Source organism: uncultured Lactobacillus sp. (assembly GCF_948948975.1).
GTDB lineage: Bacteria > Bacillota > Bacilli > Lactobacillales > Lactobacillaceae > Lactobacillus.
Genome location: NZ_CARBVX010000017.1, coordinates 1 through 13,738 on the forward strand (window position 1 = coordinate 1; position 13,738 = coordinate 13,738).

At 36.0% G+C, this 13,738-nt stretch carries 10 protein-coding genes, 2 tRNA genes and 1 pseudogene; 5 read left to right on the top strand and 8 right to left on the bottom strand.

Features of this window, described 5'->3' with window-relative positions:
* Nucleotides 1-129 precede the first annotated feature (129 nt).
* Entirely contained in the window at nt 130-2,049 is a 1,920-nt protein-coding gene (gene tet(W) / locus Q9R40_RS07260) for a tetracycline resistance ribosomal protection protein Tet(W) (protein WP_000691721.1), read from the bottom strand.
* 661 nt (nt 2,050-2,710) lie between these two features.
* Here tet(W) and Q9R40_RS07265 point away from each other — a divergent pair.
* Nucleotides 2,711-3,223: pseudogene (locus Q9R40_RS07265) on the top strand (DUF975 family protein); the annotation flags it as partial.
* Nucleotides 3,224-3,443: 220 nt separating this feature from the next.
* On the opposite strand, the gene Q9R40_RS07270 reads toward Q9R40_RS07265, so the two are convergent.
* A complete protein-coding gene (locus tag Q9R40_RS07270) occupies nt 3,444-3,557 on the bottom strand; it encodes a type I toxin-antitoxin system Fst family toxin (protein WP_148421549.1) in 114 nt (37 codons plus the stop codon).
* A 194-nt stretch (nt 3,558-3,751) separates the two neighbouring features.
* On the bottom strand, nt 3,752-4,399 hold the full coding sequence (locus Q9R40_RS07275; protein ID WP_053106947.1) for an NAD(P)-dependent oxidoreductase: 648 nt from the start codon (nt 4,397-4,399) through the stop codon (nt 3,752-3,754).
* 139 nt (nt 4,400-4,538) lie between these two features.
* Here Q9R40_RS07275 and Q9R40_RS07280 point away from each other — a divergent pair, with 139 nt between their 5' ends.
* Entirely contained in the window at nt 4,539-5,399 is an 861-nt protein-coding gene (locus tag Q9R40_RS07280) for a 1-acyl-sn-glycerol-3-phosphate acyltransferase (RefSeq protein ID WP_304677047.1), read from the top strand.
* Between the two features lie 184 nt (nt 5,400-5,583).
* Here the strand turns inward: Q9R40_RS07280 and Q9R40_RS07285 are convergent, their stop codons facing one another.
* From Q9R40_RS07285 to Q9R40_RS07300, 4 genes are all read right to left on the bottom strand, one after another.
* The gene (locus tag Q9R40_RS07285; RefSeq protein ID WP_304677049.1) at nt 5,584-5,835 is read right to left on the bottom strand and encodes a hypothetical protein; all 252 of its coding nucleotides are present in this window, start codon (nt 5,833-5,835) and stop codon (nt 5,584-5,586) included.
* 390 nt (nt 5,836-6,225) lie between these two features.
* Nucleotides 6,226-6,298, bottom strand: a tRNA-Thr gene (locus Q9R40_RS07290).
* 97 nt (nt 6,299-6,395) lie between these two features.
* Nucleotides 6,396-7,433: an IS30 family transposase gene (locus Q9R40_RS07295; protein ID WP_304677051.1), complete on the bottom strand. Its 1,038-nt coding sequence runs from the start codon at nt 7,431-7,433 to the stop codon at nt 6,396-6,398.
* Nucleotides 7,434-7,753: 320 nt separating this feature from the next.
* Nucleotides 7,754-8,566 carry a helix-turn-helix domain-containing protein gene (locus Q9R40_RS07300; protein WP_304677052.1) on the bottom strand — a complete coding sequence of 271 codons (813 nt, stop codon included), beginning with the start codon at nt 8,564-8,566 and terminating at the stop codon, nt 7,754-7,756.
* Nucleotides 8,567-8,738: 172 nt separating this feature from the next.
* On the opposite strand from Q9R40_RS07300, the gene Q9R40_RS07305 reads away from it, so the two are divergent.
* Nucleotides 8,739-10,016, top strand: a complete 1,278-nt coding sequence (locus Q9R40_RS07305) for an ISL3 family transposase (protein ID WP_304677054.1) — start codon at nt 8,739-8,741, stop codon at nt 10,014-10,016.
* A gap of 138 nt (nt 10,017-10,154) precedes the next feature.
* On the opposite strand, the gene Q9R40_RS07310 is transcribed toward Q9R40_RS07305, so the two are convergent.
* Nucleotides 10,155-10,227, bottom strand: a tRNA-Thr gene (locus Q9R40_RS07310).
* Between the two features lie 207 nt (nt 10,228-10,434).
* Here Q9R40_RS07310 and Q9R40_RS07315 point away from each other — a divergent pair.
* Both Q9R40_RS07315 and Q9R40_RS07320 read left to right on the top strand, forming a co-directional pair.
* A complete protein-coding gene (locus tag Q9R40_RS07315; protein WP_304677056.1) occupies nt 10,435-12,453 on the top strand; it encodes a hypothetical protein in 2,019 nt (672 codons plus the stop codon).
* A 116-nt stretch (nt 12,454-12,569) separates the two neighbouring features.
* Nucleotides 12,570-13,712: an Mbeg1-like protein gene (locus Q9R40_RS07320; RefSeq protein WP_304677058.1), complete on the top strand. Its 1,143-nt coding sequence runs from the start codon at nt 12,570-12,572 to the stop codon at nt 13,710-13,712.
* Nucleotides 13,713-13,738 lie beyond the last annotated feature (26 nt).

The window sequence follows — 13,738 nt, forward strand, 5'->3', positions numbered from 1 at the left end:
ATGACGTATTTGCTTTCCTGTTGTAATATTCGTCTGTTCCTGGTTCAAAATAGTTTCTCCTCTCTGATACTGATTTTATCAATGATATTTCGCAATAGCCAGCAATGAACGCTTGCATTGCGCAAGACGTTACATTATCTTCTGAAACATATAGCGCACCTTGTCCAGGCGGCTGTTTGGACGGCGGGGCTGGATGACTGGCTTGCCGACAGCGGCCTGATACCCTTTCAGTTCTGTAAGGCATACGCTCTGCCCGTTGGTGTAAAAGGCCAGATCAGTACGGTATGCCTGTATACAGCGGGCGGGAATCTCGCCAGTAAAGACAACTTCATCCTTTTTTACCTGGACCGTTTCGATGGTGGCACAGTATTTCGGTGCATCATGATAAGCCCTGGAAAGATATTCCCGGGGCGCATAGAGGGTGAAGGAGAGATAAGGTTCCAGCAGTTGCGTCCCTGATTCCTTCAATGCCTGTTCCAATACAATCGGGGCCAATGAGCGGAAGTCCGCCGGCGTGCTGACCGGACTGTAATAAAGCCCGTATTCAAAGCAAATCTTACAGTCCGTTACGTTCCAGCCGAACAAGCCCTGCTCCAGCCCGTAACGGATACCATCCCTGACAGCGTTTTGAAAACTCTGGTTCAAGTATCCCAGCGAAACCCGGCTCTCGTATTGTACACCGGAGCCAAGCGGGAGTGGTGTAACAGACAGTCCGATGGATGCCCAAAACGGGTTGGGCGGCACCTCGATATGGATGGTGTGGCTGGCTGCTTTGAGCGGCCGCTCCATATAAATGACGGTGGGTTCCTTTACCACTGTTTCAAGCTTGTATTTTTCCGACAGCAAAGCGGAAACAACCTCCAACTGCACCCGGCCCAAAAAAGAAAGAATGATCTCATGGGTGATGGAATCCACCTCGCAGCGCAAAAGCGGGTCAGTATCCGCAAGTTGCGTAAGAGCGTCCAGCAGCCGTTCTCTTTGCGCTGCCGTTTTCGGCGCAATCGACGTCCGCAGCATGGGGAGGGGGTCCTCACGCCACCTTTTACGAGGGAGCCGGGTTGGGTCCCCTAATACATCGTTTAACCTCACGCTGTCGCTGGGAAGGATAACAATTTCACCCGGATAAGCGGTGTCTGTCCGAACAATTTCCCCTTTGGATGGAATACGCATCTCTGTGATTTTCAGCTTTTCTCTCCCGGCCAGGGCCACCGTATCCCGCAGGCGCAGCGTTCCGCTGTATAGCCGTAGATAGACACGCCGCTGGCCGCAATCTGTATACTCCACCTTGAAAACGCTGCCGCATAGGGCGGCGCTCCCCTGTTCCCCAATCGGTTGGAACAGCCCTGTCACCGCATCCATCAACGGTTGAATGCCAAGGCCCTTTTTGGCGCTGCCATAATAGACCGGGAACAGGGAGGCGTCTTGAACCCGCCGCTGTTCCTCCCGCACAAGTTTTTCCCGGCTGATTGGTTCTCCTGCGATATACTTTTCCAATAATTTATCGTTATTTTCGATGACCGCATCCCATGCTTCTATGTCGGTATTTTCCTCCAGGACTATTTCCGGGGACAGCGACACCGTCTGCTTGATGATAATATCGGCGGAGAGCTTATCCCGAACAGACTGAACCACGCTCTGCAAATCAACGCCAGCCTGGTCGATCTTGTTGATAAAGATAACGGTGGGAATGTTCATTTTCCGCAGGGCATGGAACAGAATACGGGTCTGGGCCTGCACGCCATCTTTAGCGGAGATCACCAAGATGGCCCCATCTAAAACAGCCAAAGAGCGGTACACCTCCGCCAAAAAATCCATGTGGCCGGGCGTATCCACAATGTTGACTTTACATCTGTGCCACTGGAAGGAAGTGACTGCCGCTTGAATGGTAATCCCACGCTGCCGCTCCAAAAACATGGTGTCCGTCCTCGTTGTCCCTTTTTCGACGCTCCCCGGTTCTGAAATGGCTCCGCTGGCATATAGCAGGCTCTCCGTCAAGGTCGTCTTTCCAGCGTCTACATGGGCAAGAATTCCAATATTGATTATTTTCATGTGATTGTCCTCCCTTTACTGCCCCGAAGGGCATAAAAATCCCCAGCAGTAAAATACTTTTACCACTGGGGATGATAATTTGCGGACATACACATATACAGCATACACCTGTTTGTGAGTGCTGTTTTTGGGGATATGTCAAAATTGATAAGGCAAAAGTATTCTTAAATTGGGTACAAAAAACTAAGCCCCTACAAAAGGGACTATCATAATCCTTTGTTCCCACTATTTGATTATAGTTTTATTTAATAATACCTTGCCGCATATTTTTTACTCCTTTTCTGGAATTGAATTATTATATCACATCAGTTTTAGGAAAACAAGTATCTAAAAGAAATTTTTCTTCCCCTTATATGTAACAATCATACCGGCTTCCTAACGTTCAGAATGGTTTCTACTGTCTGCTGCGGTGTTTGGTTGGAATTGTCCAGCCAAAAGCCGATCCGTGGTGTTGTCTGCATTTTACTAAATACAAATTCAATGTATACAGAAAGAAATATATAAGGAGTGGGAGGGATTCCGCCGTAGTCGGCATTGTAGGAAAATCCAAAAGTTTAGATTTTCTCAAAATGCTTATCTTTTGGTCTTTGGTTCGGAATAGTGTAGTGCTGGCGGTCTATCTATTGTTTTCGGTTGCTTGCTTCTTTACCGTACATGAGCATTAATTCAGGGTTATAAGCCTGGTTATGATCTCTCGAAATTTATTGTCGGCTTAATTACTGGTTTAGTCTTATGGGGAGTTGCTTATACTATCCTAGATTTCGTTGAAACAGGAAATATGGAAACTTGGTACACTGGTATTTTTAGTGCCTACAGCAATGGACGTTTCAAGAACAGTTTATTTACTCTTTTTATGACCAATCTTTTTATTACTTTATGGTTATTCGCATTTATTATTCCTGCCTTCATCAAGGGATATTCTTATGCCATGACACCATACATTTTAAAAGATAAATTTGCTGCTGGACAAACTGATATAGGAGCAACCGAAGCGATTACTGAAAGTCGTCATTTAATGGACGGCCACAAGATGGACCTATTCGTTTTAGACTTAAGTTTCATTGGCTGGGGCTTACTTGGTATTATTACTTTTGGTATTGGATTCATCTGGATTACTCCTTACTACCGTCAAACTAAGGCTAACTTCTACCGTTCATTAGTTGCTAATAATTAAAAATTGCACAATAAAACCGTTATAGCGTAATACGTTATAAGGGCTTATTTTTACTATACTTTTGTATTATCACTACTTCGTGTTATACTTAACATGCAACAAGTCAAAAAATCTAAAATTTAATAGACTCAAAAAGCATTACCTAATCGCTACAAAAGGTAATGCTTTTTTATCGTTTGACGCAACCTATCAAACGTTGAGGGTTGAGTAAAAGCGACTATTAATGCTTTTTGTTGTCATGCCGATCATCCAACCAATGATCGAATAGTGATTTCACTATTTCCACAAGCATTGGAGCTACAACCAAAGTCAAAAAATCCTTCAATAGACTCACCTCCTTTCACAGGAGAGGAGATAATAGTCGCTTAAACAATTATAGCAAAATCAAATATATTTCATGTTACATAAAATATATTTTTCCTTTGTTTGACACAAAAAGAACCCAATCTTAACGACTCGGTTCTAAAAAATTATTTTTAATTTTGAATGTATTAACTTAATTACATAATACGTTATAACGGTTATTTTTTATTCATCAACTAAAGTAATTCTTTCTTTATGGTGCTTTGGATGAACAATTTCATTTACAACCAAGCGAGCCATTGTTCCAGAAGTTACCTTAGATTCATTGTTGTTATTAAAGAGAAGAGTATTGTTACCTAACATATAACCTGCAGCCTCTGGACCAGCTTCAAAAGTCAATGCTGGTGAAATTCCAAGCCAATCTACATCTTCAACTTGCTTCAAGTAGTTTAATTCGTTTAATTGCTCTTGAGGAGTATTAATCCAGTTTTCTGAACCAGTCAACTTCTTAATATCTTCCACTACCAAGTGGTTATCAATTCCAGTTCTAAGACTACCTGCGCCTAAGATAAAGATGATTCTAATGTCTTTATTCTTAGCTAACTCACATAGTTTAGTTGCAAGCTTTACTTGATCCTTTGCCTTTTCAGGAGTTGTACCAAAGGCATCAACAATCACATCAAAGTTTTCTAGTAAGCTATCATCCATTGTTAAAACATCGCCAATTAAAAGGTGAGCATCTTTACCAAGAACTCTCTCAGCCTTTTCTTTATCTCTAACAATACCTGTAACTTCTAGATCCTTATTTTCACTAGCTAATTTGTAAATAGCACTTCCAGCCATTCCAGAAGCACCAATAATACCTACTTTCATTAGGAATTCCTCCTTTTATATTTTATTCTTTCACCTTAGCTTAGCATGAATGAAGATAAGTGGGATAATATTTGGTTTTAAAAAACAAAATAAATAAAATAGAGCTTGGAATCTATCCGAAAAATTTGGAGAACTAGTTATGATTATTGGTAAAAATCGACATCAAGTTATTTTAAATATTAAAAGACGCGTTAAGGAGAAAAAATTTAATGCAAAAGTTGAACCGAATGATCCAGTTTTAAGTAAAGAAGATCGGCTAAAATTAGTAGAAAAATTTTGGACTAAGCATAACAGATTCTTTTCTAAAACTATTAATCTACTTGCACGCGGAATCCTTAATGTCGGAACGCCCCTTTTAACCTTAAATACCAAAATTGATAATCCTAAATCTCTTAGCAAGCTTTCTTCAGCTATTGTAACTTGTAATCACTATAATCAATTTGATTGTCTTCCCCTTAAACGGCTTGCTATGAAGTATCACAAGCGATTATATTTTGTTATCGAAGATACTAATTTAAAACTACCAAACTGGATTGGCTTTTTAATGAGGAATATTGATAGCATTCCCGTAACTGCTAGTTTTCGCTATTTAGGACGTGAACTGCCAAAACACCTAAACAAGATTTTTTCTAAGAAAAATCGCTGGGTTGTTGTATATCCAGAACAAGAGCTATGGCTTAATTATCGAAAACCTCGTCCTCTGCAAAAAGGCGCCTATTATTATGCAGCTAAAATGAATGTTCCAATTATTTCATGCTTTGTAGAAATCAAGGACACTAACAAGCAAGAAAAACTGCATCCTGAATTTAACAAAACACGTTGGATTCTTCATGTTCTCCCTACTATCTATCCTGATCCCAAACTACCCCTTGCTCAAAAGATAGAAAAAATGCGTAAAATTGACTACCTCCAAAAGAAAGCAGCGTATGAAAAATATTATGGTAAGAAGTTAGATTATACTTTTACAGATTGGGATATTGCCGGCTATAAGAAAAAATAGATTTTCTGTTATTAGAAGCAGAAAATCTATTTTTGATTAAAAGTAATCATAAAACGAAACTTCACCTTCTATAAAATCATTATCTACTGGATGATGCTCCTTAATAAATCTTAATAGAACAGCTTGTTTCAAGGTTAAATGACCTAATAAAACTTTTGTCCAATTAGTTAAAGAGCCGCTATAATCAGGATCTTTTAGTTTTTCTCACTTTGATTTCTTTGTTTATCTGATCAATCTCCCAAGTCCCATTATTTTCAGCAACTATTTCATTATCAGTTATTTCGATATTAATTTTGCCAGCATTAATTAAGTGTAAAGCGTCTAATACTTGTTCAATATTAATTATTCGAGTCATCATATAAGGTAAAATCTGAACCTTTAAACCTTCCTGCTCTGGGAAAAATTCGCCTAGTAAGCTGGATTCTGACATTTTCATAGCCATAACGTCGATAAAACTTTCAGAAAATAGTGTAGTTCTGCTTGTACAATTCTAAAATAATTTCCTTTATCAAGTGATTAATATCACCTTGACCGCAATTTTCTGGATATGAAGCTACGTAACCAACTCCCCCTCATTTTCACTTTTTTAGCAAAAATTCTACTTTCAAATTCATTGACCATGACATAGCTAGCTAATTTTCCATCTTTATATTCGCCAAAATCCATACTATGGTTATACCGAGCCAGGAAATTGTTATTTAGTTTCATCTGCTTTTACCTTTTTTGAAATATCAATTTACCAGATAATATATGTCTATATTTTCATTATACTAAGATAAAAGCGCAACAAAAAAGTCCTAACCTAATGGTTAGGACTTTTAAATTGTGCTGACTAAAGGATTCGAACCTTCGACCTCATCATTACTAGTGACGTGCTCTGCCAACTGAGCTAAGTCAGCGTTTCTCACAACGTTAATTAGTATAGCAGATGATTTTGGAAAAAGCAAAACTTTTTTACAATAAAATTAACGTAAATTGCAATAATAAATTGAACACTTATGCTGCTTGATAGATATGATCTAATTCTCTTTCAAAGATTTCATCTGGTGTATGATATGCCAATATCTTTCTTGGCAGTGAATAACACCAGGTCTCAATATTAATAATATCTTGAAGAGAATATTTATTGATGTAGTTGCCTTTAGGAATAAATCTGCGAATAAGTTCATTATGCCTTTCAACCGTGCCTTTATCACAAGAAGTATATGGATGAGCATAATAGACTAATGTGTTAGATACTTTCTCTAAGTTGGAAAGTTCCGCAAACTCTGAACCATTCTCAGTAGTAATTGTCTTGAAGATTTCATTCCAGTGCTCACTGTATTGTTTGCGTGCTGCCATTACACTGTCTGCTGTTTTATCAGGAATACGCATAATCAAGAACTTTCGACTCATTCGTTCAGACAAAGTTAACAATACTTGATCGTCTTTAGTCTTATGTCCTAAGACTAGGTCGCATTCCCAATGACCGAATTCTTTGCGATCATTAACCTCTTTGGGACGTTCCTCAATACTTCGACCTAATTTCTTCTTATTTTTATGAATACGATGAATTTTAGTATTACGCTTTAGCTTTTCAGGCAAATCAGAGTTTCTGATAGCTAATAAGCCCTGGTCTACATAGTTATATAAAGTTCTAGTGCAAACTGTTTGATGATGAGAAAATTCTCCTATGGCTAAACTACGATTAGCACATACGTCAAGCGACCAGCCATCTTCAAAGAAATGTTTATTGACATACTTGATGAAATCAGCTTTCTTTAAAAAATCTGATTTACGACCGCAGTGATTACGATTAGATTGATAAACACTTTGACCATGATCTGCCTTATACCGCTTTTGCTTGCCATGATAAAGAGAAACTGTGCCACGTCTAATCTCATAACTGATTGTTGAGGGAGAACAAGCTAGTTCACGAGCAATAGCTCTGATAGAGCAATTATCTTTTAAGCGCGTTTGGATAATAACTCGCTCTTCTAGTGATAAATGCTTTCCCTTTTTGTGCTTAGGCATGATAGAATGTAAAGAGTCCATTTGTGACCTCGTTTCTGAATGTTGTGTTGGTAATTACATTCTATCAAACAGGTCCAGATGACTTTTTTATTTTTCAAAAGTGTTCAACTTAATTTTACAATCGGCCGCTTTGTATTTTTAATTGTATTATCATGCTTTAATATAGTCCTTATATTGTCAAATTTGATAAGTGCTATTACATTACTTAGTTATACAGTTTAATTTCTGGCGTTAAACCATAGGGCTCTGGAATAATAACAATTTATATTCCCTCCTTAAATTAATATAAAATTATTATAAATAATTTAAGATATTTTTATTATAATTGTCAAATTTGATAATTATTTTGGCAATAATTCAAAAAAATTATTGTAGCCACTTTCCGACAAAATTTTTCTAATTGCTATCTTAGATAAATTGTCTTTATTAAAAACTGCTTTATAGTATAGAGCTAATTCTTTATATCCTATAAATAAAGGATCTTCCGGTAATAATTCTATTTGTTTTAAAGCTTGGTTAATATTTTTAGTATTATTATTGTTATAACAATTTTGAAGATAGTTTATAGCTATAGAGGCAATTAATTCTTGGACATATTTATTACTAGATTTGATCATTTTAAAATGATTAAAAATAGAATTTACCATTGCAGTTAATTCTTCAAAATTAAAAATAAGCATTGAAGTGCTAAATAGTTGTAATGAAAAAGTATCCCAATTATCGGTATTAAATATCTCACTTTTGATTTTTCTTTTTTCTTCAGAACTAATAAGCTTTAAGTTATTTTGTATAGAACATTTCATTAATTTAGCTAATAAAATCAAATGATCATTATATTTTAATTCATTAAGTTGCACTATTACATCATTTATTTTATCGAGATTGTGCTCATAAAAAGCCTGTTGTAATTTTTTGGTTAATATCTCCTGTTTTGAAATTTTATTTGTTTTTATTTCCTGAAAAAATCTTATAATATCAATTCCATGAAGAGCTAAAATCTTTGTTAAATCATTTACGTTTATATCAAATAAATTTCGTTCAACTTTTGAATAATACGAAACAGAGAGAATAGATCCAACCATTTCTTTTTGTGATAGGCCCAATTCCTTTCTTTTATTTTTCAATGCACTTCCAATTAAACCTGTATTTTCCATCTTGATCACCCATAAGTAGACTTAAACATTTAAGGCTGTATACTTTTTCCTGTTGATGAATATCTATGATATTCTATCGACAGGATTTTTTTACGTAAAAAAGAGGCCATAGTCCTCTCTTACTTAAAATCCTTCTTCGACCAATTCAATTAAGTGTATGGAGATTTAAACTATGTCCTCTTTAAATGATTATATTAAATTTACTCTTGATATTGAAGATCAAAACATTATTTTTTCTGATTATTCAAATGAAAATATTAACGGTAAGATTTGCAAAATATATTTAGCTGAGCTTATTCAACCTGCTTCTCCTTATTGTCGTTCTACTAATCTTAAGCATAACGGTCATTACGTTTCTAACGTTCGTTTCATTACTGCTGATGCTAGTAAGCCCGTTACTATCAGATTAAGAAAACAACGTGTTCTTTGCAATGACTGTTTAAAAAGATCTATGGCTCAATCTAATCTGGTTAATAAATATTGTCATATCTCTAATGTCTCAAAACTTAAAGTCCTTTCTGCTCTTACTGAAGATCGCTCAATGACCAGCATTGCTAGAGAACATAACTTATCAGTTAATACTGTTCAAAGAGTATTAGAATCCTGCTCTTCTAAGTTTTACGATGATTTTGATAGTTTACTTGAACACTTAGCTTTTGATGAATTCAAAGGTGTAGACAAAAAGCTTCACTTTATTTGTCTAGATGGTGATACTCACAAAGTTATTCAAATTCTTAGAACTCGTTTTAAGCCTGATATTTTGCGATATTTTTACAAGTTTACTCCTAAGGCTCGCTCAATGGTTAAGACAGTGACCATGGATCTTAACTGCTATTATCCACTAGTTGCTAGAGAATTATTTCCAAATGCTCAGATAGTTATTGATCGTTTCCATATGGTTCAAATGCTTACTCGATCTTTTAACATTTTCAGAGTTCAGATCATGAAACAATTCAATAAACAAAGCCGTGAATATAAACTTTTAAAGTCTCCTTGGAAGCTTTATCTCATGAAATATGACAAACTTAACAAGACTACTCCATACTACGATTGGCACTTTAAAGACTATCTCACTCAGGAACATGTTGTCTTAGACGGCTTAGAGTGCAATAAAGATCTTGAAAATACATATTGGATTATGCAGGACTTTATGACTGCTATTCAAAATAAAGATGAAAAGAAAGTTATTCATTTACTTCATTCAAAACAAGCGGTTGGTAAACAAATGCATCAAACTCTATTAACTTTTAAACGTAATTATTCTGGTGTCCTAAATGGTATTGCCTCAACTTATTCTAATGGCTGTCTTGAAGGAGTTAACCGTAAAATTAAACAAATTGAGCGTACTGCTTATGGCTATAGAAATTTCAAACATTTATTAATTAGAATTAGACTCGAAGAAAATATTATAAAAGAAAAGGAATCAAACAGCTATTTCTTAGCTGCTTAATTCCTTCTTAAAATTATCCATCAACAGGATTTGCAAAAGAGCCACATTTAATTACAAACATTATAATCTAAACACACAAAAAAAGCCTATAATGCTCACGATAATCGCTCGTATTACAGGCTTCTATATTCTTATTTATGCTGACTAAAGGATTCGAACCTTCGACCTCATCATTACTAGTGACGTGCTCTGCCAACTGAGCTAAGTCAGCCTATTTATATGACAATTATGTATTTAATCATATATTTTATTAATACACAAGAGTTTTTTTGATTTTTTAGTGAGGTTAGTAATATTTTATTTTGTTATTCTGGAAAACGTTTTCAAATAATGCTACTATATCCGTGTAACTTAATATAATAAGTTACACTGAAAAACATTACTAATATTAATTGAGTATGAATATTGAGGATATACCATGAGCTACACTTATACATTACGTTACGTTTTTGATCCACGTACCAACACACCTGAAAAGGATGAAAAACTTTTAAATTTTGTACAAAAAGCAAAAATTGATGACGTAGCTTTCATTATTAACGGTGAAGAATTAAACCATAGCCATTTAACAAAAGAAGAGACTCAAGTTTGGTTGGATACCATTATTCTCCTACAAAAGCAACTAGCTAAACTTGGTATTACGACTAGTTTAAATCCATGGACAACTATTATGCACTCTGATCGTGGCTTTAGTGTTAATCCTAAGATTGGCTTTAATACTTTTGTAGATATTAATGGCAATCGGGCTAAAGATATGGCTTGTCCTGCAGATCCGACTTGGCGTAAATATTTAGCTCAGAGATATGCACAATATGCTTCAATTCATCCTCGTCGTTTATGGATGGAAGATGACTTTAGACACTATAACCATACTCCTCTAAAATTGATGTGCTTTTGCGGCTATCATATGAAGCTATACCAAGAAAAAATAGGTAGGGCTGAAAGTCGAGAAGAATTTGTCAAAAACATGTTAAAGCCTGGCGAGCCTACCATTGAACGAAAAATTTATCTTGATCAAGCTCGCAAGGAAATGATTGAAAACGAGCACTTGATTGAACAAGCAGTTCATAAGGTAAGCCCAGAGACTGATCTGGGACAAATGACTTCATTTCCAGACTGGCATGCAATTGAAGGCAGAGACTGGGCTAAGCTATTTGATGCTCAAGCTGGTCCTGGACGCCCACGTGTAGCACGGCCGCACCTACCTGCTTATAATGAAGTAGCTCCTTTGATTTATGGGCGCAAATTCGAAGAATATAGCCGTACTACTGCTGCTTTTTTAGGCCCCCATGCTGAATTATATCCAGAACTAGAAAATTCAATGTGGACTCCACAAGTAAAATCTAATACCTTTATCGCCTTTCAAATTATCACGACTGCCCTTCTTGGTGCAAAGGGCATTATGCTGAATATTTTTGATATGATGGGCAACGGAATAAATGAAGATTGGGGCTATGGCAAGATGCTTGCAGATATTAAACCATTTGTTTCTGCTTTAGCCAACCACCGTCTCAATATGAAAGAATTAAGAGGTATTAAAGTTCTAGTAGATCAAGATTCTGCTTATACTGCTCATACCACTTTAGGCAAAGATCCAGAAGAATTGCTCCCCCATGAAAAAAACTGGGCTAGTCTTTTAGCCAGTTTTAGCTTTGCAACAACTATTTTGCCTATTCAAGATAATTTTGAAATCAAAAATCAAACAATTGCAATTGCTGGTCAACTGCTGCGCAATCTTACAGACAGTCAAATCACTAAACTAATCACACAAAATACAGTTCTACTTGATGGTGAAAGTATCCAAGTGTTACTTGATCGAGATTTAGGTAACTTGCTCCATATTCAATCTGCTAAATGGCATCCAGCTAAAAGTGGATATCAATCATTTGAACAAGCCGATGGTGTTACTGTTCAAGGCGTTAAAAATCCACGTATTACCATGCTTCAACACACTGGTAATTATTTACAGCTTGCTTATCAGCCAAATAGCAATATCAAAATTTGGAGCTCGGCTTATAATTCTATCGATCAAAAACTTGGAAATTTCATGGCAGTTATTGATGACCATATAATTGTCCTTCCCATGGATCAAGATCCAAAACACGGTTGGGAATCACAATTTTCTTCATATAAACAAGGGTTGATGCAACAAATTATGGCTAGCGTTGAACCTACTGACTACTTAATCAATATGCCTCACGTTAAATTAAACATTCAAGAAAATGGCAAAGTAGTCTGGCTAGCTAATTTCAACTTAGATAGTTATACAGAAATTAAATGGCACATCAGTGAGCCTTTACCATCTACTACAGCTACCTTAATTAGAAAGTATGGTAGTAGTATTGAAAAGGAAGCAGTTAAAATTGATGTAAGAAATAATCTGGCTATAATTAAAGCTTCCCTTTCACCTCTTGAAACTATTCAACTGATATTTTAGTAATAAAGAAGGGCGTTAGCTCTTCTTTTTTATAGATAAATGTCTTCTGCTTTTATATTTAAGCTAAAAAGCATTAAAATAAAAATAATACAACCCTTAATGAGAGGACTTTTATCTTGGGTAAAATACTTGATTATGTTCGCTGGCGAGGGGACCTAACACTGGATCGAGAACCATTCAATAGTTTAGATGCTGGACTTTTTGCTGCATTTGCTTATCTTCCTTTTGATTCTAGTGTTAAAGGGCATACTCTCGAAGCAGCTACAAAACGTTTAATACAAAAGAAGACATTAATTCATTCAGATAAAATAGAAGCTCAATTAATCAACCTTAGTGATCGATATAAAAATATGCGCTTTTTAGACTGGTCTCATCTTTCCCAGAAAAAGCCACCAGTCCAGTTCACTGCTATGACGATTGAACTAGATCCTCAAACTATTCTGGTGGCCTATCGGGGAACTGATGGATCCATGGTCGGACTTAATGAAGATGTAGATATGAGTTATCAGCCAGAAGTTTTTGGACAAAATGTAGCAGCAGAATATTTAGATAAAATTGCCCAGACTTATCCTGATAAACGAATTTATACTACAGGACATTCAAAAGGTGGAAACTTTGCTGCTTATGCTGTATCTGCTGTTTCACCTAAAATTCAAGATCGAATAATAAAAGCATATAGTTTTGACGGACCTGGCTTTATGAAAGAAACCTATAATCAATTGGAATTTCAACGAGCTATCCCTAAGATGATCACTTATGTTCCCGAAGGATCAATTTTTGGAATGATGCTCGATCATCCTGAACGTGTCATCGTAGTTAAAAGTAAGATGAAACATTTAATGCAGCAGCATAATCCCATGCATTGGGAAGTTGCTCGAAATAGCTTTGTTATGGCTCCTGGTCTCAGTAATGCTAGCAGAATTATTAGGAGTACATTTATTTCTTGGAATACAAAAATTCCACGTGAAAAACGTGAGGAATTATGGCTTGCTTTCTTTACTGCTCTTGAATCACAAAAAATTACCGATACGAGTCAGCTAACAACTAATAAAATTCGCGGTGCAATTCAATTTAGTCATGCTTATCTTTCATTAGATCCAAAAACACGCTTAATTGCTAACGAAATAATATCTGATATTACCACGACCGCACGCCAATATATTAATTTCCCATTTCTTAACCATACTGAACATCTAAAACCTCTTGGTAACGATTCAAGTAAAGGTCCAATTGTTGATGATTCATATGATGGAAGTTAATTTTGTTTCATGTGAAACACAAAAAA